Raw genomic sequence first — 23,264 nt, 5'->3', positions numbered from 1 at the left:
CCCGGACCCAGCTGGCACCAAGGTCGCCCTGCCTAGGATTGCGGAATGGTTCGTACCCGGCTGTACCGCGACGGCAAGGTCGAGCGCGAGGACCTCGCGCTCGAGGAGATCAAGGGGCTCCTGGCCGAGGAGGGCGCGACGGTCTGGATCGACTACGAGTCGCCCAGCGACGAGGACCTCTCCGCCATGGAGACGATCCTCGGGCTCCACCGCCTCGCCGTCGAGGACGCGCTCCACGACCACCAGCGACCCAAGCTCGACCGCTACCGGACCCACCTGTTCCTGGCCGCCTACGAGGCGACGCTCGAGCCCGGGGACGGCGGCCTGGCCGTGAACGAGGTCAAGGCGTTCATCACGCGGCGCGCCCTCGTCACGGTGCACGGGCCGGGCTTCTCCGCCGACCGGCTCACGGAGCGGTGGGACCGGGAGACCGACGTCGCGGACCACGGCGTCGCCTTCCTGCTCTGGGGCCTGATCGACCTGCTCGTCGACGGACACTTCGACGTGGTCCAGGACCTCGACGAGCGCATCGAGGACCTCGAGGACGCGCTCTTCGACGACCATTCCTCCGACCACGACCTGCAGCGGCGCTCGTTCGAGCTCCGCAAGGCCCTCGTGCGGCTCCGCAGGGTCGTGCTCCCGATGCGCGAGGTCCTCAACACGGTCCTGCGCCGCGACCTGGACATCGCAGACCCGGCGATGCAGCCGTTCTTCCAGGACGTCTACGACCATGTCCTGCGGGCGTCGGACTGGACCGAATCGCTGCGGGACATGGTCAGCAGCATCCTCGAGACCCATGTGAGCATCCAGGGCAACCGGATGAACCTGGTGATGAAGAAGCTCACCAGCTGGGCCGCGATCATCGCCGTCCCGACTGCCGTCACCGGGTTCTTCGGGCAGAACGTGCCGTTCCTCGGATTCCAGAGCACTCTGGGGCTCGTCCTGTCGCTGAGCCTGATCGTCGGCGGCGGCGTCGGGCTCTACGTCCTCTTCCGTCGCAAGGAGTGGATCTGATCCCCAGAGAGCGGTGACTGCCCGCCGGTGTGGCGCCGCGCATTCTGGGGAAAGGAGGTCCCCGTGGACGAACCTCAGGATGTGACCACCCGCACCGCGACCGTGGACGTCTGGACGGACGCCCTCGCCCAGTCCACCGGCTCCCCGGGAGGTGGCGCGGGAACAGGGGTGATGCTCGCCGTGGCGGCCTCGCTGGCCTCCATGGTCGCCGGCTACACCGAGGCGGAAGGATCCCGGCGCGCCGAGGTCGACGCGGTGCGGGCGAGGGCGCGGTCGCTCCGCGAGACGGCGCTGCGCCTGGCGGACGACGACGCCTCGGCCTCGCGCGCCTTCGGGGCCGCGTTCCGCCTGGAGCCGGGCCCCGAGAGGGACGAGGCCATCCACCGGGCGTCCGTCGACGCCGCCCGGGCATCGGCCGTCCTCGGCGAGCACGCCATGGACGCGATCGACGATCTGGCCTGGCTCGCGGCCCACGGCAACCGGGCCCTCATCGCCGACGTCGTGGTCGCCTTCGGTGCGCTCCGGGCCGCCGTCGCCGGCGCCCGCACGAACGTCAGCTTCGACCTGGCGTCCCTCCGGTCGGCCGGGAGGACCCTCGAAGAGGTCAGGGACCTGCACCCGGACCTGTGGCGGGCCGTCGAACAGCTCGAGCGCGCGCTGGGGCGAATCGACAGTCTGACGGCGGACGTCGGCGGCCGCGCGGCTCCGACGGGCAGCGTCTGAGCAAAGTCTGAGCGGGGTCGGCGTTTGACCGGAATGGGCGTTGGGTACAAGTGAGGGTGAGCTTCCTCTCCCGAAAAAGGATTCTCACCGCGGACTGGTAACCCGCAGCGAAGTGGAGGGGCCCTGGCAGCTGGGGCCCCTCCACTTCTGTGTCATGGCCCTCAGAACGCCGGAGCACCGGGGACTGGCATGAGCGGCCCGAACCCCTCGCTCGCCAGGTCGTGGAGCATCTGGTGGTAGGAGGAGAGGGCCAGCGGGGGAATCTGGTGGAGGTCCCCGATGGTCGCGTGCGGTCGGTCGACGCGGTACAGGGCGAGGATCGCCAGGTCCTCCTGGTCATCGTCCAGGGGTCTGTAGGGGCCGATGGGCCGCTCGGCGACGAGGGCCCGCGCGTAGCGGCTGAGACGGTCTGCCGCCGTGGGAGTGCCGGCCAGGCTCCAGGCCCGGACCACGTCATCGATGCCCATCATCGCCCGGCCCTCCTGATGCCGCTGTGCTTCCTGGTTTCACTGTGGCAGCCGGAAGGGGCCCTGGGATGAGACTTTGGTACCGGAATCGCGCACGGAACTGCGGGTCAGCTGGTCCAGCGGGCGGCGGCAGGGTAGGCGGGGGTCTTCTTCATCCGCAGGATGGTGACGGCCCGGGACACGATGAGCGCGTTCAGCGCGAGCCCGCCGAGCTGGAAGCCGCCGGTCGACCTGGTCGCCATGTAGAAGACGATGAGGACGAACGCCGCGCCGGCCAGGACGATCGCGGCGATCAGCGGGGCCTTGGCCGTGGAGCGCCGGGCCGCGATGTTCCAGGCGCCGATGCCCGCGTAGGCGAGGGCAAGGAGGCAGAACACGCCGATGATCGCCGCGGCGAGCGCCATGGCGCTCGCCGGGACGTAGCGGCCCGCGGCCTCGATGGCCCGCCTCGCGCCGATGACCGAGGCGATGTTGATGGAGGCGTAGAAGCCGGAGGCGAGGGCCAGGAACAGGGAACTGCACCCCAGGACGAGCCGCCACCGCCTCGACTTCTCGGCATCCTGAGGCAGGAGCGACCCGGCCGCAGGCCATGGGGCTGCCGGCTGAGCCGGCCACGGCTGCTGGTGCGGAGGCTGCTGGTCATAGCTCATGCTGGTGCTCCTTCTGGCGTGCGGAGCACCTCCTGCGCTCCCCCCAACGAGCAGAGCCTACGCCGTGCGGCAGGCTGAGCCGTGCCGGCCGCGCGCATTGCACCCCGCGCGGAATCCAGCGCGAAGGACCACCATGCCCGTACCCTCCTGGCCGCCGCGGTCGAAGGGGCTGAGGCCCACCCCCTCGGGGGTGGGCCTCAGCCTTCTGGCCTCAGGTCTGCTGCCGCCTACCGTCAGGGGTGGTCAGTCGTCGTGGTCGGTCGATCCAGCGGGGACACCCGGAACGTCGTTGGGGCCGTAGATCTTGGCGTCGCCCGGGTAGGGGCTCTGCCACCGGTGGGTCTGGTACCAGGTCCAGCGGTTGAACAGGTTCGGGTTCGCGTAGTCTTCCTTCGCTCCGTTGCCGGTCAGGTGCTGCTGCTCGGACCAGTCCTCCCACTGCTTGGCGGTGGTCTGCATCGGTGCTGGGACGGCCGCGGCCTGGGCTGCCGACGCGTTCACCGCATCGGCTGCGGCGCCGGTCTGGCCCAGCGTGTCGAGTCCGCAGGCGGGCGCGGTCTTGACGCCTTCGGTGAGCGGCACCTGGTTGCGGACCGTGGTGTAGGGCGTCATGTCGGCCTTGGTGGTGAAGGCGTCGAACATGGGGGTGGCCGCGGCGACCTTCTGGTTGAGCGGCTGGGCTCCGAGGATCTGCTCGATGGTGCGGACCATGTTGATCTGCGAGTAGTAGGTGCTCACGGTGCGGCCGTGGACTGCGTACGGGCTGATGACCTGCACCGGCGCGCGGTGGCCGTCGATGTGGTCCGCACCGTTCTGGCTGTCGTCCTCGGCGATGAAGATCGCGGAATCCTTCCAGTACTGGGAGTGCGAGATCTCGTCGACGATCTTGCCCACGGCCAGGTCGTTGTCGGCAACCTGGGCTTCCGGGTCGGCTGTGCCGCCGGTGTGGTCGCTGGAGAGCCACATCATCTGGAAGTTCTTCGGGCCGTTCTTCTCGAAGTCCTGCTTCCAGGTCGCGTAGCGGTAGATGTCCGGCACCGCGGTGTCGAACGGGGCCGCGTTCGTGTCGGTGATGTCGTTGAGGGAAGGGATCGCCGAGCCGGCGTGCATCTGCAGCGACGGGGTGAAGAGCTGGGAAGGGTCGCCTCCGGCCATGGTGCTGGTCGCGGCGCAGTAGTAGTTCTGCCACGTGGCGCCGGCGGGCTTGCCCTCTTCCGAGTCGAACTCGCCGTAGTTCCGCGCCGTGTTGCCGGCGCCCTGGATGGACGTCCAGAGGAAGCCCGAGCGCTGGTGGCCGAGCACGTCGTCCTCGGTGTCGTAGGAGCGCTTGTACTCGCCGGCGCTGGTCTCCGTGTAGGCCGGGTTGTCACCCTGCATCATCCAGTTGTGGCCCTCGGCGGAGTTCGTGCCGATGTCGTAGGTGTTGTCGTACAGCCCGAACTGGCTGGCGAGCGCGTGCTGGTTCGGGGTGACCTTCGCGCCGAACTGGGCGAGCGACGCGTCGCCGTTGCCCTGCTTCATGTCGCCGTAGACCTGGTCGTAGGTGCGGTTCTCCTTGACGATCAGGAACACGTGCTTGATGGCCGACGGCTCCCCGAGCCGCTTCGGCACGGCCACCGCGGGGATCTTGGCGGCCTCTGCTGCCGTGGCCTGCTTGACTGAGCTGCCGTCCCAGCCGTTCTGCTGGGACACCGTCGCCGTGTACTCCTTGATCTGCTCGTCCCCCGGCAGGGTGAATCGGGTGAGCGAGGCCGTGGTGGAGTGCGTGCCGTGACCTGTCGCGACGCTGGTGCCCTGGCCCTTGTCGAAGCTGAGCTCGGGGCCCCGCGCATCAATGCCGCGGACGTTGGTCGCCACGATCTGGCCGTTCACCGCGGTGACGTTGCCCGGGTAGTAGTCCGTGGGCAGCAGGCCGATGTAGCTGGCCGGGTCCTTCGGGTCCTTCTTGTCGACCTTGTAGACGGCGACGGCGTTGGCGCGCCCCAGCGAGACCAGCAGATGATCGCCCTGCATGGTGATTCCCGTCGGCTCGTAGCCCACCTGCGAAGGAGCCCACGGCTGTGTCGCAATGGTCTGCAGCACCTTCTTCTCGGCGGTGTCGACGACCGAGACGGTGTCGCTGTTCGTGTTCGCCACATACAGCGTGGAGCCGTCGAGGTGCATCGCTGTCGGGTGCAGCTGGACGTCGATCGACGCGACCGGTGCGGCGGCGTTCGCGGTGTCGATGACGCTGAGGGTGCCGGTGGTGGAGGTGCCGAGGTTGGGGTCCGCCGGAACCTGCGTTCCGTAGGAGTTCATCGTCGCCTCTCCCGGGGCGGCCTGGCGGCCTCCCTCGTTGGAGACGTACAGCGTGGTGCCGACGAACGTGAGCTGGCGCGGCGCGATGCCGGTACTGATGGTCCGCTTGATGGTGCCCGCGGCCGGATCGATGGCCACGACCGCGTTCTGCCCGTTCACGGCGGCGTACAGGGTGGAGCCGTCGGGGGAGAACGCCATGCCCGCGGTCAGCGCCTGCTTGCCGCCCAGAGTCGGGATGTTGATCGTGGTGCCGGCGCCGAGCGTGCCGTCGCCGTTGAAGGGGTAGCGGACGATCCCGGTGGCGACCGGCTCGTAGAGGAACTTGCCGTCGGGGGAGAAGACCGGGCCGTCCTGGCCGACGGAGCCGTCGGAGATCTTCTGGTAGGCCATGGTCCCGTAGCCTGCACTGCTCGCGGCCGAGGAGAACGACGTCGCCGCCATGGTGCCCGCTGCTGCGACGGGCTTGTAGGTGCGGAGGTCGAAGACCTGCAGGTCGACCGAGCGGTCCGTGCTCGTTCCGACGAGGAAGTGCCCGTCCGGGCTGACGGTCGAGCCCATGATCTTCCCGAACGGGGTCATCAGGCGGTCGCCGATGGGTTTGATCACCTGGTCCGAGGAAATCTGCAGGCCGCCTTCGCTCTCGGTGCCCACCTGGTGCTGGCCGAACGCGATCGTCGAGGCGGCGGCGACGCCGCCGCCCAGCAGCGCGATGCCGCAGCTCGCGGCGACAATGGCGAGCGGCTTGCGCCCCTCAGCGAGCCTGGACAGCCGGTGCAGGCCGGAAGCAGCGCCGTGGCGGATGGTGGGCAATCTTCGGGTGGCTCTTTGCCGTGGGGCCATTGCGGTTCTCCTCTTCTCAGCCCAGAGGGCTCGCGGCGCGAGTGGGCGAGGTATCGATGGTGTCCGGGAGGCTCCCCCGGTGGCTTGAGGGACGAAGGCGCGTGAGGGCCGGATCCCGGCCTTACAAGCCTTGTCGCCGAGTCTTACATTCCTGTGAAGACCCTGTGATGCGCCGTTGAACTGAGGGGGAACAGCGGCCGCCCCCGGTAAGCGCCACGCGGAGGCCATGGCGGTGACCCCCGGGGACCTTCGGCTCTGGGAGCCTGCGGTGGGACGCTCACAGCATCAAGGGCAAGTTCGGGGTGCGCAGGGCCGATGGGACCGAGGAGACCTACGAGGCAGGGGAGGCCTTCGTCATCGAGCCGGGGCACATCCCGGTCAACTATGTGGACAGCGAGTACGTGGCGTTCACGTCAACCGAAGACGCCCAGCGCCAGACGGCGATCATGATGCCGAACCTCGAGAAGTTCGCAGCGTCCCACGGGATGGAGCTTCCTGAGCAGATGAGGCAGATGTTGCCGTCCTCCCACCCATGAGCTCTCGCCGCCCGGGATCGCAGCCCCTACTGGGTCAAGGATGGCGAGCACATCGGGGCTTTGGTCTGGGTGATCGGGGATGCGTGGGGACACGAGAAAGCCCCTCTCTGATCTGCGTTTCCGCAGGTCAAAGAGGGGCTGTGGAGCCTCCTAGCAGGATCGAACTGCTGACCTTCTCATTACGAGTGAGACGCTCTACCGTCTGAGCTAAGGAGGCGTTCCAGCGGTCCGCCGTTCGTCGAACCACCGAGAGACAACTGTAGTCGAGCGCCTCGGCCGGGGTCAAAACGGAGCGCCGCCTGTCCGCGGGTGCCTCCAGCCCCGCATCCGAAGGTGTTCACCCGGCGTATCCGGCACGTTCAGGCGTCTGACCGCGGCGGCTGGGATGCTCGGCAGAACCGCGGCCGATCCTGGGCCGTCGAGACGAACGAGGTCCCATCAATGACGCTGCACCTGCGGCCGGCCCCCGAGCGCACGCCACGCCTTGCCGTGCTGGACATGAACGGCACCACTGTGACGGACGGGGGCGCCGCTGAGCGAGCGGTCGAACAGGTGCTGCACGCCCGCGGAGTGCAGGGAGAGCGGCTCGCGGAGGCGCTCGCCCAGTCCCGCCGCAGCGCGGGCATGGACCGCGCCGCGCTCTTCTCACGCGTCTTCACGGACGACGGCGGCACCGCCCGGGCGGCCTCCCGCGCCTTCTCGGAGGCGTACGACGCGATGATCACGGCCGGCGCCGTGGCGGCCGTCCCGGGGGCCGAGGACACCGTGCACCTGCTGCGGGAACGGGGCGTCAGGGTGTGCTTCGCGACCGGGTTCGGCCGGCACACCCAGAACAGCGTCCTCGAGGCCCTCGGCTGGATGGGCCTGGCCGACCTCTCGCTCTGCTCCGAGGACGCCGGCCGCGGACGCCCCTTCCCGGACATGGTCCTCACGGCGGTCCTCGCGCTGGACATCGAGGACGTCCGGGACGTCGTCGTGGTCGGCGACACCGAGGCGGACATCGTCTCGGGCCGGCGGGCCGGCGCGGGCGCCGCCGTCGGCGTCCTCACCGGAGCCCAGACCGCCGGCGAGCTGCACGCCGCCGGGGCGGACGCCGTCGTGCCCTCCATCGCGGACCTGCCGAGGCTGCTCTGGGGGGAGCCGGAAGCGCGCTGAGCGGCCCGGCCGGTCAGCAGCGGGTGCCGTCGGTGGGCGCCTTGCGGTCCACGAGGTAGGAGTCCACGGCGTTGTCCACGCACGTCGAGCCCCGCCCGTAGGCGGTGTGGCCCTCGCCCTTCCAGGTCAGCAGGGCCGCATTGCCGAGCTGCTTGCGGAGGTTCCCGGCCCACTCGTACGGGGTCGCCGGGTCGCCGGTGGTGCCCACCACGAGGATCGGGCTCTGGCCCGTGTAGTGCGCGGGCGCCGGAGTGCGGACCGGCTTGTAGGGCCAGTCGCGGCAGTTGACCCCGCCATAGGCGAAGAACTCCCCGAGGGTGGGCGAGTCCTGCTTGAGCTGGGCCGCCTCGGCCCGCATCGCGGCGGGGGAGGCGTCCGTGGAGTAGTCGAGGCAGTTGTACGCCATGAAGGCGAAGTTGCTGTTGGAGCTGTAGGTGCCGTCCTGCTCGCGGTCCGCGGCGATGTCCGCCAGGCGGAGCATTCCGCTGCCGTCACCCTTGAAGGCGCCCACGAGGGCCTGGGTCAGGGCCGGCCAGTTCTTGTCGTTGTACAGCGGCAGAATGAAGCCGTTGACGAAGTCGGTGACGTTGATGGTGCGGCCGCTGTTGGTATGCAGGGGGCTCTGCCGCACCGTCGCGAGCAGCGCCTGGATCTTCGCCACCCCCGCGTCCTCGGACCCGGAGAGCGGGCAGTCGGACTGCGTCAGGCACGAGCGCACGTAGGCGTGCACCGCCGCCTCGAAGCCCCGCGCCTGGCCGCGCGTGATCTCGTGGTTGTCGAGCGAGGGGTCGAGGGCGCCGTCGAGCACCATGCGGCCCACCCGGTCGGGGAACAGGGTCGCGTAGGTGGAGCCGAGGAACGTGCCGTAGGAGTAGCCCAGGTAGTCGAGCTGGACCTCGCGGGACGCGGCGGCGCGGATGATGTCCATGTCCTTGGCCGCGCTGATGGTGTCGGTGTGCGCGAGCATGGGCCCGCTGTGCGCCTGGCACGCGTCGATGAGCTTCTTCTGCTCGGCGAACGTCGCCGCGAGGCCCGCATCGGTGTCGGGGTCCGCCGTGAACTGCCGCAGGGCGTCCCGCTCCGAATCGCTCACGCAGGTCACGGGCGCCGAGCGCTTGACCCCTCTGGGGTCGAAGCCGATCACGTTGTAGGAGTCGAGCAGCTTCGCGGAGAACATGGTCTGCGCGGAGTCCTTGACCATGTCGTAGCCCGAGCCGCCCGGGCCGCCCGGGTTGACCAGGAGGTTCCCCCTGGCGTTGCGGCCATTGAGGCGGATCAGCGCGAGGTCGGCCGTGTCGCCGCCCGGGTTGGCGTAGTCGACCGGCACCTTGACGGTGGTGCAGTCGAACTTGCCGCCCTCGCAGGGGCTCCACTGGACGTTCTGCGTGTAGAACTTCTCGAGTCCCGCCGGAGCGCCCTGGGTCGCCGCCGGATCGCTGCTGGCCTGCGGACCGCCTGCGGACGGGGTGCAGCCCGTGAGCACCGTCAGGGCCGTCACGAGCGCGGCCAGCACGGCAGCCAGCCGGCGGCGCGGGGGAGCGGGGAACGTCACAGGTCTCCTCAGATCAGGGCAACGGCCATCGCCTCGACCGCGAGGAGCGGGGCGACGTTCGTGGTGGTGATGCGCTGGCGGGTGGTGTTGATGGCGTCCATGCGGGCCAAGGTGGCCTCGGGCGTGGACTTCGCGGCGAAGCTCTGGATGTCCTCGGCCAGCTCGGCATTGACCGGCTCGAGGCCGCCGTCGAGCTGGACCATCAGCACATCCCGGTAGAACGAGAGCAGATCGGTCAGGGTGCGGTCCAGGGAGTCCGTGACGGAGCGCTTCGCGCGGCGCTTCTGGTCCTCCTCGAGCTGGCGGACCTGGGCGCGCAGCGACGGCGGCAGCTTGTCGCCCTCGGCCACCCCGAGCGTCGCGAGGAGCCGGGCGCGCTCCGCGGCGTCGCGCTCGTCATTGGAGGCGTTCGCCTCCTCAGTGGCGATCTTCACGAGCTGCTCGGCGAGGGCCACGGCCTGGGAGACCGTGGTGAGGGCCAGCGGCGCGCGCACGGTGTTGGTGCGCCGCTGCCGCGCAGTGGGATCGTTGGCCAGCCGGCGGGCGATCCCGATGTGGCTCTGGGCGGCCCGCGCCGCCTCGAGCGCGAGGTGCGCCTCGGCGCCGTCGCGCTCCACGAGGAGCGCGGCGACGTCCTGCACCGGCGGCAGGCGCAGGCCCACCGGGCGGCAGCGCGAGCGGATGGTCACGAGCACATCGGCGGGGGAGGGGGCGCACAGCATCCACACGATGCGCGGGGTGGGCTCCTCGATCGCCTTGAGGAGCACGTTCGTGGTCCGCTCGGCCATGCGGTCGGCGTCCTCGACCACGATCACGCGGTAGCGGCCCGTCTGCGGGCGGTCGCCCGCCTTGGCGACCATCTCGCGGGCCTCGTCGATCGTGATCGTCACCTTCTCGGTCCGCACGAACTCGACGTCGGGGTGGGTCTCGGTGAGGACCGCCTGGCAGCCGGGGCACTGCCCGCAGCCGCGCGCCAGGACGTCCTCGGCCTCGCAGTTGAGGGCGGCCGCGAACGCCTTGGCCGCGGTCGAGCGGCCCGAGCCAGGGGGGCCCGTGAACAGCCAGGCATGGGTGAGCCCGTCGCCCGCGGCGGCGCGGCGCAGCTGCTCGACCACGGGGGCCTGGCCCCGGAGCTCGTCCCAGACGCTCATGCGGGCGCCCCGCCGGCCGCTGCGGGCGCCGCGAGCGCTGCCCTGACCCGTCCGAGGACCTCCGCCGCGAGGTCCTCGGGCGCTCTGGCCGCGTCGAGCACGAGGCAGGCCGAGGGGTCGGCGGCGGCAAGGTCGAGGAAGGCCCGGCGGACGCTGCGGTGGAAGTCGTCGGGCTCGGACTCGAGCCGGTCCTCCTCGCCGCGCCCTGCCGTGCGGCGCGCCCGGCCCTCGCCCTCGTCCACGTCGAGCACCACGGTCACGTCCGGCCAGAGGCCCTCCGTGGCCCAGGCGTTGAGCGCGCGCACCTCGGGGGCGCCGAGGCCGCGGGCAACGCCCTGGTAGACCACCGAGGAGCCGATGTACCGGTCCGTGATCACCACGGCGCCCCGGTCCAGGGCGGGGCGGATCGACTGGGCCACGTGGGCGGCCCGGGCTGCGGCGAAGATGAGCGCCTCGGTGCGCGGGTCGATTTCTCCGTGGCCGTGCTCGAGCACGAGTCCGCGCAGCTTCTCGCCGATCTCCGTCCCGCCCGGTTCGCGGGTCAGGAGCACCTCGTGCCCCTCGGCACGGAGTGCATCCGCGAGGAGCCGGGCCTGGGTCGATTTGCCCGCGCCGTCGCCGCCCTCGAACGCCACGAAGAGCCCCGGCGCGGAGCGCAGGCCGGAGCCGTGCGGAACTCTGGGCTGGGGGCTGGACTGGGGGACGAGGGGGGAGATCACCGCTTCTAGGTTACCGGTGGATGCGCCGCTCGCCGCAAAGGCCCGAGTGCCATGTGGACAGCGCTCGGCGTGTCCTAGATTGGGACGCATGAGAGCCGACCCCGAGTACCCGCACCTCGACGACGCTGCGCTCGCAGCCCTCGCCCCGGAGACGCTGGCCGTCGCCGCGGGCCGGCCCCAGCGCGGCACTGACTCCCCGGTGAACCCGGAGATCGTGCTTTCGTCGACCTTCGTGGGCCTGGGCGGCGTGGGAGAGGGCGCCCGGGGGTACGCGCGGTTCTCGAACCCGACCTGGGAGCCGTTCGAGGACGCCGTCGGGAAGCTCGAGGGCTCCCCGCTGCCGGCGCTGCTGTTCAGCTCGGGGATGGGCGCCGTGGCCGCGGCCCTGAGCTTGGTCCCCGTGGGCGGCGTCGTCGTGGCGCCCCGGCACTCGTACTCCGGCACCCTCGGGCTCGCCCAGCTCAAGGCGGAGCGCGGCGAGCTGACGCTCCTCGAGGTGGACATCGAGGACACGGCGGCCACCGTCGCGGCGCTGGACGGCGCGGACGTGCTGTGGGTCGAGAGCCCGACGAACCCCATGATGGAGGTCGCCGACCTCCCGACCCTCGTCGCCGCAGCGCACGCCTCGGGCGTGCTCGTGGTCGTCGACAACACGTTCTCGACCCCGCTCGGGCAGAAGCCCCTCGGCGTCGGCGCCGACGTCGTGGTGCACTCCGCGACCAAGTACCTGGCCGGGCACTCCGACGTCCTCCTCGGCGTCACTGTGACGGCGGACGAGCAGCTGCGCGCGCGCCTGCACCAGCACCGCACCCTGCACGGCGCGATTGCCGGCCCGGTCGAGGCCTGGCTCGGGCTGCGGGGGCTGCGCACCCTCGCCCTGCGCGTCGAGCGCTCGCAGGCCACCGCCGGAGAGCTCGCGCGCCGCCTCGAGGACCATCCCGCGGTCCAGCGCGTCCGCTACCCCGGGCTGCCCTCCGACCCCGGGCACGAGCGTGCGGCCGCCCAGCTGGCCGGCTTCGGTTCGGTCATCAGCATTGAGCTCGACGGCGCCGAGGCCGCCGACGCGTTCGTGGGCCGGGTCGCGCTGTGGCTCCCGGCCACGAGCCTGGGCGGGGTCGAATCGACCATCGAGCGCCGCCGCCGGCACCTCGCGGAGCCGCACACGGTCCCGGACGGGCTCGTGCGGCTGAGCGTCGGGATCGAGAATGTCGAGGACCTGTGGGACGACCTCCGCCAGGCCCTCGACTCCGGACGGTAGGCTGGGCGCGTGGACGGCAAATTCCTCATCTTCTGGATCCAGTTCGCCTCGTTCTACGTCACCGGGCTGATCTGCGCTGCCGTCGCCGTCTGGGCGTTCGTGGACTGCCTGATCCGCAAGGCGCCCATGTTCGAGGCGCGGATGAAGCGCACCAAGGGCTTCTGGCTCGGGGTCACCGGCGCGGCGGCCTTCGTGACCGTGCTCGGGGTCATCCTCCCGGAGGGCAGCGGCTTCATCTTCGGGTTCGGAGGCTACGGCCTGTTCAACATCGCCGCCGTCACCGCGGCCGGCGTCTACCTCGCCGACGTCCGCCCCGCGGTCGCCCACCGCTGACCCCGCCCCGCGGTCGCCCACCGCTGACCCCGCCCCGCGGTCGCCCACCGCTGACCCCGCCCCGCGAGGTCGCCCCGGGGGAGTGCGGGCGGCCGCTAGGCTTGCCTGCGTGGTGCAGAAGGCGAGGCCCGTCCGGGTGGTGCGCGGCGGCGTCGTCGGCAACGTGACCCGGGGCACCACCAACCCCAACCGCATGCGCCGCGTCGACCGGTGGATCACCGGGACCCAGGCGCGCCGGCTCCTGCTCCATCCGCCGGCCCCGCACGCGGTGGACCTCGGCTACGGGGCCTCGCCCATCACCGCGGTCGAGCTGTTCCTCCGGCTGCGCGCGGTGCGTCCGGACCTGCGCCTGACCGGCATCGAGATCGAGCCGGGCCGCGTCGAGGCCGCGAAGCCGCTCGAGCGCGAGGGCCTCGATTTCCGCGTCGGCGGCTTCGAGCTTCCCGTGGAGGGCAAGCTCGCGCTCGTGCGGGCGTTCAACGTGCTGCGCCAGTACGAGGAGGGCGACGTCCCGGGCATCTGGGACCTCGTCCGCTCGCGCCTCGCGCCGGAGGGCATCTTCGTCGAGGGCACGTGCGACGAGATCGGCCGCCGCGCCGCCTGGGTGACGCTCGACGCCGCGGGCCCCCGCGCGCTCTCCCTCGCCGTCCGCTTCGGCTCCTTCGAGCGGCCCTCGGACGTCGCCGAGCGGCTGCCCAAGGCGCTCATCCACCGCAACGTGGCGGGGGAGCGCGTGCACGCGTTCCTCTCCGCGCTCGACGCCGCATGGCTGGCCGCCGCGCCCCTGGCACCGTTCGGCGTCCGCCAGCGGTGGCTCGCGATGTGCCGGGCCGTCAAGGCGCAGGGCTGGCCGGTGCTCCACGGCCCCAGCCGGTGGCGGCTGGGCGAAGTAACGGTCGCGTGGGGCGCTGTCGCGCCGGATAGCATGGCCCCATGACCTACACGCTCATCCTGCTGCGCCATGGGCACAGCGAGTGGAACGCCAAGAACCTGTTCACCGGCTGGGTGGATGTGGACCTCAACGACCAGGGCCGCGAGGAGGCCCGCCGCGGCGGGCAGATGCTCGCCGAGGAGGGCCTGCTGCCGGACATCCTCTACACGTCCCGGCTCAAGCGCGCCATCAACACCGCCAACCTCGCCCTGGACGTCGCGGACCGCGGCTGGATCGACGTCAAGCGCTCCTGGCGCCTCAACGAGCGCCACTACGGCGCGCTGCAGGGCAAGGACAAGGCCCAGACGCTCGCGGAGTTCGGCGAGGAGCAGTTCATGGTCTGGCGCCGCTCCTACGACACCCCGCCGCCGGCGCTGGCGGACGATTCGGAGTTCTCGCAGGTGGGCGACCCGCGCTACGCGGACCTGGGCGACGACATCCCGCGCACCGAGTGCCTCAAGGACGTCCTCGAGCGCCTCATGCCCTACTGGGAGTCGGAGATCAAGGAGGACCTCAGGGCCGGCAAGAAGGTCCTCGTGACCGCGCACGGCAACTCCCTGCGTGCCCTCGTGAAGCACCTCGACGGCATCAGCGACGAGGACATCGCGGGCCTGAACATCCCCACGGGCATCCCGCTCGTGTACGAGCTCGACGAGGACTTCAAGCCGGTCACCCCGGGCGGCACCTACCTCGACCCCGAGGCCGCCGCCGCCTCGATCGAGGCCGTCAAGAACCAGGGCCGCAAGTAAGAAGAAGGAAGTACGACGCCGGCCGCCCACCTCGCGCTTGTGGGCCCACAGCGGCGAGGGCCCCGGAGAGTGCGGAGCGCCCTCCGGGAGCCGCTGGGGAGGGCGGCCGGCGTCGTCCTCGCCTCAGTTGGAGGTGTTGTCCCCGTCCCACTCACCGGTGACGAGGTAGGAGACCTTTCGGCTCACGGACACGCCGTGGTCGGCGAACCGCTCGAAGTAGCGGCTCAGGAGGGCGACGTCGACCGCCACGGACGGCGAGCCCGTCCAGGTCTGGTCCGCGATGGCGCGGAAGATCCCGGCGTGCAGCTCGTCGAGCTCGGCATTCGCGGCCTGGATACGGCTCGTGCGGGTGAGGTCGTGGTCCTCGAGGAGGGCGGTGACCTCGCTGATGATCTCCTTGTCCAGCTCGGCCATCCGGGCGAACACGCCCGCGAGGGACACGGGGGTGGCCTTCTCCGGGTAGCGCAGGCGGGTCAGCTGCGCCACGTGGCGGGCGAGGTCGCCCATGCGCTCGAGGGACGCGCTCATCCGCAGGGAGCCCACGATGATGCGCAGGTCGGACGCGACGGGGCCCTGGAGCGCGAGGATCTCGATCGCCTTCTCATCGAGCGCCGTCTGCAGGAAGTCGATCCGCGCGTCGGCGGCGATGACCTCCTGGGCGAGCTCGACGTCGGCGTTCGTGAGCGACTCGACGGCCCGATCGAGTGCGGTGGCCACGAGGCGCGAGATCTCGACGAGGTCCTCATGGACCTTCTGCAGCTCCTCCTGGAATACCTTTCGCACGATGGCGTCCTTTCACGGCTCGACGGGGCAGAGCCCCGGCAGGTGCTCCGACTCATCAACACTTCCAGCGGTCAATGAACAGTTCGCCGCCTTGAGGTGAACGTTAGTTGAACCGGCCCCTCCCAGCCAGCAGGGCGGTCCGCACGGGGTGGGACGCGGCCTAAGCTAAAGATCGTGGACCCTCTCGTCGTCGGCATCGTGGCGGCCCTGATCGGCCTGTCGTTCGGCGCCTTCGGCGTGCTCGCCTTCAGTGCGAGCCAGCGCCAGCGCCAGCTCCTGGAGGGCCCGGCCGCCGAGCCGGGCTTCCCCGAGGGCGCCGCCGATGTCCTCTCCGTGCTGGGCCAGGCCTTCGTGGTGGTGGACGCGGTCGACGGCGTGGTCCGCGCGAGCCCCGCCGCCTACGCCTACGGGCTCGTCCGGGGCCACACGGTTGTGCACCGCGAACTGCTGCAGATGACGGCGAAGGTGCGCGGGAACGGGGTGATCCTCGAGAAGCAGCTCGAGCTGCCGCGGGGACCGCTCGGCCAGGGCACCATCATTGTCAACGTGCGCGCCGCCGTCCTCGGCGACGAGTACATCCTCCTGCTCGCCGACGACAGGACAGAGATCACCCGCACGGAGCGCATCCGCAACGACTTCGTCGCCAACGTCTCCCACGAGCTCAAGACCCCGGTCGGCGCCATCTCGCTGCTGGCCGAGGCCCTCGAGGCGAGCCCCGACGACGAGGATGCGGTGCGCCGGTTCGCCGCGCGCATGCACAAGGAGGCGAGCCGCCTGGCCGCGCTCGTGCAGGACATCATCGAGCTCTCCCGCCTCCAGGGCGCCGACGTGGTGCACCAGGGCAAGGCCGTGGACATCAACGAGGTGGTCGCCGACGCCGTCGACCGGTCCCGGCTCGCCGCCGAGGCCAAGGACATCGAGGTCCGCGTGGGCGGCGACGTCGGCGCGCAGGTCTTCGGCGACCCCGACCTGCTGACCAACGCCTTCCGGAACCTCATCGACAACGCCGTACGGTACTCCCCGGGGAACACCACGGTGGGGATCGGCATCCGGCACCGGGACGGCCTCGTGTCCGTCTCGGTCACGGACCAGGGGATCGGCATGGGCCCCGAGGACCAGGAGCGCGTCTTCGAGCGCTTCTACCGCGCGGACGCCGCCCGCTCGCGGCAGACCGGCGGCACGGGCCTCGGCCTGAGCATCGTCAAGCACGTCGTGGAGAACCACGGAGGCGAGGTGACCGTGTGGTCGCAGCCCGGCAAGGGCTCGACCTTCACGGTGCGCCTGCCGGACCTCGAGGGCGGCACGGAAGACCAGAGCGCGGCCGGACGGCCGCCGGAGCAAGGAGCGATGGCTTGAGCAGGATCATGATCGTCGAGGACGAGGAGTCGTTCAGCGACCCCTTGTCGTTCCTCCTGGCGAAGGAGGGCTACGAGGTCGAGGTGGTGGACAACGGCCACGACGCGCTGGTCGAGTTCGACCGCAACGGGGCCGACCTCGTGCTCCTGGACCTCCAGCTTCCCGGGATCCCCGGGACGGAGGTGTGCAGGCAGCTCCGCGCGCGCTCGGGCGTGCCGGTGATCATGCTCACCGCGAAGGACTCCGAGATCGACAAGGTCGTGGGCCTCGAGCTCGGCGCCGACGACTACGTCACCAAGCCGTACTCCTCGCGCGAGCTCGTGGCGCGGGTGCGGGCGGTCCTGCGCCGCCACGGCGAGCCCGAGGAGCTCATCTCCTCGACCGTGCAGGCCGGCCCGGTGCGCATGGACGTGGACCGGCACGTGGTGAGCGTCGACGGCGAGCAGGTGTCCCTGCCGCTGAAGGAGTTCGAGCTGCTCGAGATGCTCCTGCGGAACTCGGGACGCGTCCTCACCCGCGGCCAGCTGATCGACCGGGTGTGGGGCTCCGACTATGTGGGCGACACCAAGACGCTCGACGTGCACGTGAAGCGCCTGCGGAGCAAGATCGAGCCCGACCCCTCCAACCCGCGCCACCTCGTCACCGTGCGCGGCCTGGGCTACAAGTTCGAGCCCTGAGCCGCTCCTTCTGAAGGTCACCTCCTGGGAGTCGCCTTCTGTAGGTCACCTTCTGGGGGTCACGTCCTGAAGGTCATCTTCTGGAGGTCACCTTCTGAGAGGCACGTCCTGAAGGTCACGTCATGTGGCTCTCAGGACGTGACCTTCAGGACGTGACTTCCAGAAGTACGACGCCGGCCGCCCACCCTCGCGGGGTGAGCGGCCGGCGTCGTCAGCGGCTGGCTCGGGCGACGCCTCGCGGCGCCCGGTGGGGCCTCGGGGTCAGCGGCTCGGGGTAGCCGAGGCGGACGCGGAGGCGGAGGCCGACGCGGAGGCCGGCTCCGAGGCGGGGCCGGAGGCCGAGCCGGACGGGGTCGCCGAGGCCGAGCCGGACGGGCTCGGGATGTACTGGCGGTACTCGGAGAGGGTGCCGTCGACGATCGGGACCTGGACGTCCTGGGTGGTGCTGCCCGCGGTGAAGGAGATCTTCGCGAGGGCGCCCGGGATGCCCCCGGCGTGCGAGAGGGTCACGTTGTTGCCTGGCTTGGCCAGCTGGACCTCGCCCTTCTTCGGGACGTCGATGCGCATGGTCGAGGAGGAGGCATCCTTGAACGTGAGGGTCATGTCCTGGTCGGTCGGGTTGAAGACCGTGCCGACGAGGCGGCCGGGTCCACCGCCCGACGCGGCGTCGGCCGAAGCCGACGAGGCGGGCTTCGGGTCAGCCGAGACGACGAGCATGTTGCGCAGCTGCAGCGAGCCGATGTCCGCCCGGACGCCGTCCGAGGGCGAGTACATGTGGGTGGTCTGCTGGGCGTTGATGTAGCCGCAGCCCGTGGCGGTCAGCAGGCCGACGCCCAGCGCGGCGAGGACAGCGACGCGCTTGGCCGGCTTCGTTGCAGAAAAACGCACAGCTGGCTCCTGAAGAGGGTGGGAGGTGTCTGGTCGCCCCTAGCGTATCGCCAATTTCGACGTTCTGTAGATTCGGCGCGGCCGCCCCAGCGTGCCCTGTTGACCGCGCGCGGCGCGCGCGCGACGCGGACGTGAAGCATGCTTTTCGAGCCGGGTCAACCCCCCTGGGGGTACCCAAAGGGCCCGACTTCCGCGTGATTCCGGGCTTCGTGCGGCGTCCGGAGGCCCGGTCCGGAAGGGGAACGTGGTAGACTAGTCTGCGGGAAAGGGGAATGTCCACATGGTTTTTGAGGTTGGCGAGACGGTTGTTTACCCCCACCACGGTGCAGCCAAGATCGAAGAGATCAAGATGCGCACGATCAAGGGCGAAGAGAAGATGTATCTCAAGCTCAAAGTGGCTCAGGGTGACCTGACGATTGAAGTACCGGCCGAGAATGTGGACCTTGTCGGGGTCCGCGATGTCGTGGGCAAGGAAGGCCTCGAGCACGTGTTCGATGTCCTCCGTGCCGAATTCACCGAGGAGCCGACCAACTGGTCCCGCCGCTACAAGGCGAACCTCGAGAAGCTGGCCTCCGGCGACGTGATCAAGGTGGCAGAGGTCGTCCGCGACCTGTGGCGCCGGGATCAGGACCGCGGCCTGTCCGCAGGCGAGAAGCGCATGCTGGCCAAGGCCCGCCAGATCCTCATCTCCGAGCTCGCGCTCGCCGAGAAGACGGACGAGGAGCAGGCTGCGACGGTCCTGGACGAGGTCCTCGCCTCCTGAGGCAGCCTCCCCAGAGGCAAGGATGTCCACGAAGGCCCCGGCGGATGCCGGGGCCTTCGTGCGTTTCCGGGGCTCCCGCCGCGTTCGTCTAGGCTGGAGCCCATGACTGAAGCCTCCCCGCAGCCCGCGTCCCCGACAGCCGTCGTGATCGTGGCGGCGGGCTCGGGGATGAGGCTCGGATACGGCATCCCCAAGGCGCTGGTCCCGCTCGCGGGCGCCCCCCTGCTCCTGCACGCGCTCCGCGGCGCGGCCGGCGCCGGGATCGCCCGCCAGATCTGCGTCGCCGTCCCGGAGGACGACACGGAGCTCACCGAGCTGTGCCGCACCTTCGCCGAGGAGCTCGGCGAGCTGGCCCCCGAGATCACCGTCGTCCCGGGCGGCGAGACGAGGTCGGACTCGGTCCGCGCCGCCCTCGCGGCCCTCGCGCCGGGCACCGTCCACGTCCTCGTGCACGACGCCGCCCGCCCGCTCACGCCGTCCGAGGTGTTCCACCGCGTGGCCGAGGCGCTCGAGAGGGGCGCGGGCGCCGTCGTGCCCGCCATCCCGGTGGTCGACACCATCAAGTCCACCGCACCCACCGAGGGCGAGGCGGCGGCGGTCGCGGCCGAGGTCGTGACGGGCACCGCGGTGCGGGAGCAGCTGCGGGCCGTGCAGACGCCGCAGGGGTTCGACGTCGCCGCCCTCCGCAGCGCCCATGAGCTGGCCGCGACGTGGGACCCCGAGCAGGTCGCCGCGATCACGGACGACGCGATGCTCATCGAGTCGATCGGCACCCCGGTCTACGTGGTGCCCGGCGACCTCCAGGCGTTCAAGGTCACGACCCCCATGGACCTCCACGTGGCGGAGACCCTCGTCGCCGCCCAGGGCTGAGCCCCGGAACCTGACCCAGGAGAACCCCATGAGCATGCCCCGCACCGGGATCGGCATCGACGTCCACGCGTTCGCCCCGGAGGGTGAGCCCCGCCCGCTGTGGCTCGGCGGCCTCCTGTGGGAGGGCGAGCGCGGGCTCGCCGGGCACTCGGACGCGGACGCCGTGGCCCACGCGGCCGCGAACGCCCTGTTCTCCGCCGCAGGCCTCGGGGACCTGGGGACGCACTTCGGCACCGACCGGCCGGAGTACGCCGGCGCCTCGGGGACGACGCTGCTCGCGGAGGCGGCCTCCATCGTGCGGGAGGCCGGGTTCGAGATCGGCAACGTCGCGGTGCAGCTCATCGCCCAGCGCCCCAGGTTCGGGCCCCGCCGGGCAGAGTCCGAGGCGCTGCTGTCCGAGATCGTCGGCGCACCGGTGAGCATCAGCGCGGCGACCACGGATCATCTCGGGTTCACGGGACGCCGGGAGGGCGTCGCCGCCCTCGCCACCGCCCTCGTCGCGCCGGTCCGGTAGGCCGCCCCGGTCCGGGGGGCCATTTCCGTCCGCTAGACTGGTGGGCCGTTCCGACCACCCGCCATACCGCGACGCCCGCCGTCGCCGATCCCCAGGGAGCCACTGCATGAAGAGAGGCCTGCTCGCCACCGCCCTCGCCGCCACGATGCTGCTGACCGCCTGTGGGGGCGACGGCCGCCTCAGCGTCCAGGAGAGCTGCAAGCTGCTCAGCAACGACCAGTTCAAGCCCACCGGCAACCAGGTCCAGCAGGCCAAGGCCGTCGCCGACCACTACGCCGACCTGGCCAAGAAGGTGGACCCGTCGATCGGAACGATCATCCAGGGCATGGCAGACCTGCAGAAGAAGGTCGCCGATTCCTCGACGGCGGTGGCCACGCCCGAGCAGCAGAAGCAGTTCACGGACGCGCTCAACAGCATCGGCAAGGTCTGCCCGAACTGACCCGGCTGCCCGGCGCTGACCAGGCCGCCCCGCGTCCCACTCACCCTCCCGTATACCCTTATCCAGTGACCCTGCGCTTCTACGATTCCGCCACAGCCGAAGTCCGCGACTTCGTCCCACTCGAGCCCGGCAAGGCCTCGGTGTACTACTGTGGCGCCACCGTGCAGGGCTCCCCGCACGTGGGGCACGTGCGCTCGGCGATCGTCTTCGACCAGCTCACCCGGTGGCTCGCCTACCGCGGCTACGAGACCACGGTGGTCCGCAACGTCACGGACATCGACGACAAGATCCTCGCCAAGTCGGAGGCGAGCTTCGCGCCGGACTTCGTCCCCGAGGGCACCTACATCCCCCGCGAGGAGTGGTTCGCGCTCGCCTACCGGTACGAGCAGGAGTTCGAGGCCGCCTATGAGGTCCTGGGCGTCCAGCGGCCCACCTACGAGCCCCGCGCCACCGGCCACATCACGGAGATGCACGATCTCATCGCCCGGCTCGTCGAGCGCGGCCACGCCTACCCCGCCGGGGACGGCTCCGGTGACGTGTACTTCGATGTGCGGTCGTGGCCCGAGTACGGCTCCCTGACGCACCAGCGGATCGAGGACATGCAGGCCGCCGCGGACGCCGATCCGCGCGGCAAGCGGGACCCTCGGGACTTCGCGCTGTGGAAGGGCCACAAGCAGGGCGAGCCCGAGACGGCCAGCTGGCCCTCGCCGTGGGGCCGCGGCCGGCCGGGCTGGCACCTCGAGTGCTCCGCGATGGCCACGAAGTACCTCGGCGCCCGCTTCGACATCCACGGGGGCGGCCTCGACCTGCGCTTCCCGCACCACGAGAACGAGCTCGCCCAGTCCGCCGCGGCCGGGGACGGCTTCGCGAACTTCTGGATGCACAACGGCATGGTCACCTACGAGGGCGAGAAGATGTCGAAGTCCATCGGCAACGTCATCGCCCCCGCGGAGATGCTCGCGCTCGCCAGCCCCCGCGTGGTGCGCTACTACCTCGGCCAGGCCCACTACCGCTCGGTGCTCGACTACCGGCCCACCTCCCTCACGGAGGCGGCGGCCGCGGTCGAGCGCATCGACGGATTCATCGCCAAGGCGAGCGCCCGGGCCGGTGGAGACTTCGCCCCGTACGACGGCGGCGGCTCGCCTCGCGCGGGCCAGGCCGGGGAGGCGCACGGTTCCGTGCCGGAGGCGTTCGCCGAGGCCATGGACGATGACCTCAACATCCCGCAGGCCCTCGCCGTGCTGCACGAGACGGTGCGGCGCGGCAACTCGGCCCTGGCCGACGGCGATGCCGAGGCGTCCTCCGCGGCGTTGGCCGAAGTGCTGGCGATGACCGCCGTCCTCGGCCTCGACGCCGCCCGCAGCGACGCGCCGTCGTCCGACAGCGCCGCCCACCGCGCCCTCGCCGTCCTCGTCGACGCGCAGCTCGGGGCGCGGGCCGCCGCACGGGCCGCCAAGGACTGGGCGGCCGCAGACGCGATCAGAGACACCCTCTCGGCGGCGGGCATCGCCGTCGAGGACTCAGCAGACGGTGCCGCCTGGAGCCTCGCTGCCCCGCACACCGCACAGACCAACCGAATGGGAGCTTAGATGGCCGCCAAGGGACGCCCGGGAGCAACCCGGAAGAAGAAGGGCCCCACCACCGGCACCGGCGGCCACGGCCGCAAGGCCCTCGAGGGCAAGGGCCCCACGCCCAAGGCCGAGGACCGCGTGTACCACAAGGCGCACCGTGCCAAGGAGCTGGCCGAGCGCTCGGCCGCCAAGCGCAGCGGGCAGCCGGGGCGGCTCGCCGCCGGGCGCGGCGGGACCGGCCGGACCAAGGGCGCCGAGGAGATGGTCACCGGGCGCAACTCGGTGGTCGAGGCGCTCCGCGCGGGCGTCCCGGCGAAGGCCCTGTACGTGGCGGTCCGGATCGAGATGGACGACAGGGTGCGCGAGGCCATGAAGCTCGCCGCGGAGGCCGGCATCGCGCTGCTCGAGGCCCAGAAGCCCGAGCTGGACCGCATGACGGACGATGCGATTCACCAGGGCCTCGCCCTCCAGGTCCCCCCGTACGAGTATCCGGACGCCTTCGAGCTGGCCGAGGAGACCATCGAGAAGTGGCGCCGGGGGCACATCGCCAACGCGCCGCTGTTCGTGGCGCTCGACGGGATCACGGACCCGCGCAACCTCGGCGCGATCATCCGCTCGGTCTCCGCGTTCTCGGGCCACGGCGTGATCGTGCCCGAGCGCCGCTCGGTGGGCATGACGGCCGCGGCGTGGAAGACGTCCGCCGGCGCGGCCGTCCGCGTCCCGGTGGCCAAGGCCCCGAACCTCAACACCGTGCTGCGGCAGATGAAGGAGCTCGGGATCTTCGTGCTCGGGCTCGACGGCGACGGCGACGTCTCGCTGCCCGGCCTCGCGCTCGCGACCGAGCCCGTGTGCCTCGTGGTCGGGTCCGAGGGCAAGGGCCTCTCCCGGCTCACCCGCGAGCTGTGCGACCAGATCGTCTCGATCCCGATCGACTCCGACATGGAGTCGCTCAACGCCGGCATGGCCGTGGCGATCTCGCTCTACGAGGTCTCGACCCGCCGGGCGGCCGCCGAGGCCAAATAGCGCT

24 protein-coding genes and 1 tRNA gene are annotated in these 23,264 nt (G+C 71.1%); 16 read left to right on the top strand and 9 right to left on the bottom strand.

Annotation, left to right across the window (positions count from 1 at the left end; genetic code table 11):
• Positions 1 to 45: 45 nt before the first annotated feature.
• Positions 46 to 1,014, top strand: coding sequence for a magnesium transporter CorA family protein (locus ACVWWH_RS15860; RefSeq protein ID WP_066495442.1), 969 nt, complete (start codon positions 46 to 48; stop codon positions 1,012 to 1,014).
• A gap of 63 nt (positions 1,015 to 1,077) precedes the next feature.
• Entirely contained in the window at positions 1,078 to 1,737 is a 660-nt protein-coding gene (locus ACVWWH_RS15855) for a cyclodeaminase/cyclohydrolase family protein (RefSeq protein ID WP_457317204.1), read from the top strand.
• Positions 1,738 to 1,898: 161 nt separating this feature from the next.
• Here ACVWWH_RS15855 and ACVWWH_RS15850 read toward each other — a convergent pair whose 3' ends face one another.
• The 3 genes from ACVWWH_RS15850 to ACVWWH_RS15840 all read right to left on the bottom strand — a co-directional run bounded on the left by ACVWWH_RS15850 (position 1,899) and on the right by ACVWWH_RS15840 (position 5,962).
• Entirely contained in the window at positions 1,899 to 2,207 is a 309-nt protein-coding gene (locus ACVWWH_RS15850) for a hypothetical protein (protein ID WP_457317203.1), read from the bottom strand.
• A gap of 104 nt (positions 2,208 to 2,311) precedes the next feature.
• A complete protein-coding gene (locus ACVWWH_RS15845; RefSeq protein ID WP_457317202.1) occupies positions 2,312 to 2,854 on the bottom strand; it encodes a hypothetical protein in 543 nt (180 codons plus the stop codon).
• 243 nt (positions 2,855 to 3,097) lie between these two features.
• Positions 3,098 to 5,962, bottom strand: coding sequence for a phosphoesterase (locus ACVWWH_RS15840; RefSeq protein WP_457317201.1), 2,865 nt, complete (start codon positions 5,960 to 5,962; stop codon positions 3,098 to 3,100).
• Positions 5,963 to 6,294: 332 nt separating this feature from the next.
• Between ACVWWH_RS15840 and ACVWWH_RS15835 the strand changes: the two genes are divergently transcribed.
• Positions 6,295 to 6,528, top strand: a complete 234-nt coding sequence (locus ACVWWH_RS15835; RefSeq protein WP_457317200.1) for a hypothetical protein — start codon at positions 6,295 to 6,297, stop codon at positions 6,526 to 6,528.
• 141 nt (positions 6,529 to 6,669) lie between these two features.
• Here ACVWWH_RS15835 and ACVWWH_RS15830 read toward each other — a convergent pair.
• A tRNA-Thr gene (locus tag ACVWWH_RS15830) sits at positions 6,670 to 6,745 on the bottom strand.
• Between the two features lie 224 nt (positions 6,746 to 6,969).
• Here ACVWWH_RS15830 and ACVWWH_RS15825 point away from each other — a divergent pair.
• Entirely contained in the window at positions 6,970 to 7,683 is a 714-nt protein-coding gene (locus tag ACVWWH_RS15825; protein WP_457317199.1) for an HAD-IA family hydrolase, read from the top strand.
• 13 nt (positions 7,684 to 7,696) lie between these two features.
• Here the strand turns inward: ACVWWH_RS15825 and ACVWWH_RS15820 are convergent, their stop codons facing one another.
• From ACVWWH_RS15820 to tmk, 3 genes are read right to left on the bottom strand one after another with little or no spacing between them, the layout of a single operon-like run.
• A complete protein-coding gene (locus ACVWWH_RS15820; RefSeq protein ID WP_457317198.1) occupies positions 7,697 to 9,235 on the bottom strand; it encodes an alpha/beta hydrolase in 1,539 nt (512 codons plus the stop codon).
• Positions 9,236 to 9,243: 8 nt separating this feature from the next.
• Positions 9,244 to 10,386 (bottom strand): DNA polymerase III subunit delta', encoded by a 1,143-nt coding sequence (locus ACVWWH_RS15815; protein WP_457317197.1) that lies wholly within the window; start codon positions 10,384 to 10,386, stop codon positions 9,244 to 9,246.
• On the bottom strand, positions 10,383 to 11,045 hold the full coding sequence (gene tmk / locus ACVWWH_RS15810; RefSeq protein WP_066495461.1) for a dTMP kinase: 663 nt from the start codon (positions 11,043 to 11,045) through the stop codon (positions 10,383 to 10,385). The genes ACVWWH_RS15815 and tmk overlap by 4 nt, the downstream gene beginning before the upstream one ends.
• Positions 11,046 to 11,193: 148 nt before the next feature.
• Between tmk and ACVWWH_RS15805 the strand changes: the two genes are divergently transcribed.
• From ACVWWH_RS15805 to ACVWWH_RS15790, 4 genes are all read left to right on the top strand, one after another.
• Positions 11,194 to 12,363, top strand: a complete 1,170-nt coding sequence (locus ACVWWH_RS15805; protein ID WP_457317196.1) for a trans-sulfuration enzyme family protein — start codon at positions 11,194 to 11,196, stop codon at positions 12,361 to 12,363.
• A gap of 9 nt (positions 12,364 to 12,372) precedes the next feature.
• Positions 12,373 to 12,696, top strand: a complete 324-nt coding sequence (locus ACVWWH_RS15800; protein ID WP_066495466.1) for a DUF2516 family protein — start codon at positions 12,373 to 12,375, stop codon at positions 12,694 to 12,696.
• Positions 12,697 to 12,805: 109 nt separating this feature from the next.
• Positions 12,806 to 13,633, top strand: coding sequence for a class I SAM-dependent methyltransferase (locus ACVWWH_RS15795; RefSeq protein ID WP_457317195.1), 828 nt, complete (start codon positions 12,806 to 12,808; stop codon positions 13,631 to 13,633).
• Positions 13,630 to 14,376: a phosphoglyceromutase gene (locus ACVWWH_RS15790; RefSeq protein WP_457317194.1), complete on the top strand. Its 747-nt coding sequence runs from the start codon at positions 13,630 to 13,632 to the stop codon at positions 14,374 to 14,376. Before ACVWWH_RS15795 ends, ACVWWH_RS15790 begins: the two co-directional genes overlap by 4 nt.
• Positions 14,377 to 14,499: 123 nt before the next feature.
• On the opposite strand, the gene phoU is transcribed toward ACVWWH_RS15790, so the two are convergent.
• On the bottom strand, positions 14,500 to 15,159 hold the full coding sequence (gene phoU / locus ACVWWH_RS15785) for a phosphate signaling complex protein PhoU (RefSeq protein ID WP_457317193.1): 660 nt from the start codon (positions 15,157 to 15,159) through the stop codon (positions 14,500 to 14,502).
• Between the two features lie 174 nt (positions 15,160 to 15,333).
• Here phoU and ACVWWH_RS15780 point away from each other — a divergent pair, with 174 nt between their 5' ends.
• Positions 15,334 to 16,515 (top strand): sensor histidine kinase, encoded by a 1,182-nt coding sequence (locus ACVWWH_RS15780; protein ID WP_066495475.1) that lies wholly within the window; start codon positions 15,334 to 15,336, stop codon positions 16,513 to 16,515.
• The gene (locus ACVWWH_RS15775) at positions 16,512 to 17,192 is read left to right on the top strand and encodes a response regulator transcription factor (protein ID WP_066495477.1); all 681 of its coding nucleotides are present in this window, start codon (positions 16,512 to 16,514) and stop codon (positions 17,190 to 17,192) included. Before ACVWWH_RS15780 ends, ACVWWH_RS15775 begins: the two co-directional genes overlap by 4 nt.
• A gap of 261 nt (positions 17,193 to 17,453) precedes the next feature.
• Here ACVWWH_RS15775 and ACVWWH_RS15770 read toward each other — a convergent pair whose 3' ends face one another.
• On the bottom strand, positions 17,454 to 18,080 hold the full coding sequence (locus ACVWWH_RS15770; RefSeq protein ID WP_066495478.1) for a hypothetical protein: 627 nt from the start codon (positions 18,078 to 18,080) through the stop codon (positions 17,454 to 17,456).
• Between the two features lie 280 nt (positions 18,081 to 18,360).
• On the opposite strand from ACVWWH_RS15770, the gene ACVWWH_RS15765 reads away from it, so the two are divergent.
• The 6 genes from ACVWWH_RS15765 to rlmB all read left to right on the top strand — a co-directional run bounded on the left by ACVWWH_RS15765 (position 18,361) and on the right by rlmB (position 23,260).
• On the top strand, positions 18,361 to 18,843 hold the full coding sequence (locus ACVWWH_RS15765; RefSeq protein ID WP_066495480.1) for a CarD family transcriptional regulator: 483 nt from the start codon (positions 18,361 to 18,363) through the stop codon (positions 18,841 to 18,843).
• A 102-nt stretch (positions 18,844 to 18,945) separates the two neighbouring features.
• On the top strand, positions 18,946 to 19,713 hold the full coding sequence (gene ispD / locus ACVWWH_RS15760) for a 2-C-methyl-D-erythritol 4-phosphate cytidylyltransferase (protein ID WP_447421170.1): 768 nt from the start codon (positions 18,946 to 18,948) through the stop codon (positions 19,711 to 19,713).
• Between the two features lie 28 nt (positions 19,714 to 19,741).
• Positions 19,742 to 20,227: a 2-C-methyl-D-erythritol 2,4-cyclodiphosphate synthase gene (gene ispF, locus ACVWWH_RS15755; RefSeq protein ID WP_457317192.1), complete on the top strand. Its 486-nt coding sequence runs from the start codon at positions 19,742 to 19,744 to the stop codon at positions 20,225 to 20,227.
• 106 nt (positions 20,228 to 20,333) lie between these two features.
• The gene (locus ACVWWH_RS15750) at positions 20,334 to 20,666 is read left to right on the top strand and encodes a hypothetical protein (RefSeq protein ID WP_066495487.1); all 333 of its coding nucleotides are present in this window, start codon (positions 20,334 to 20,336) and stop codon (positions 20,664 to 20,666) included.
• A 65-nt stretch (positions 20,667 to 20,731) separates the two neighbouring features.
• A complete protein-coding gene (cysS, locus tag ACVWWH_RS15745) occupies positions 20,732 to 22,255 on the top strand; it encodes a cysteine--tRNA ligase (RefSeq protein ID WP_457317191.1) in 1,524 nt (507 codons plus the stop codon).
• On the top strand, positions 22,256 to 23,260 hold the full coding sequence (gene rlmB / locus ACVWWH_RS15740) for a 23S rRNA (guanosine(2251)-2'-O)-methyltransferase RlmB (protein ID WP_066495497.1): 1,005 nt from the start codon (positions 22,256 to 22,258) through the stop codon (positions 23,258 to 23,260). It abuts the gene before it with no gap.
• The last annotated feature ends 4 nt before the right edge of the window (positions 23,261 to 23,264 follow it).

Source organism: Sinomonas sp. RB5 (assembly GCF_054063535.1).
Note: the sequence above shows the minus strand (reverse complement) of the source record. Positions and strands in the feature narration are given on the sequence as shown.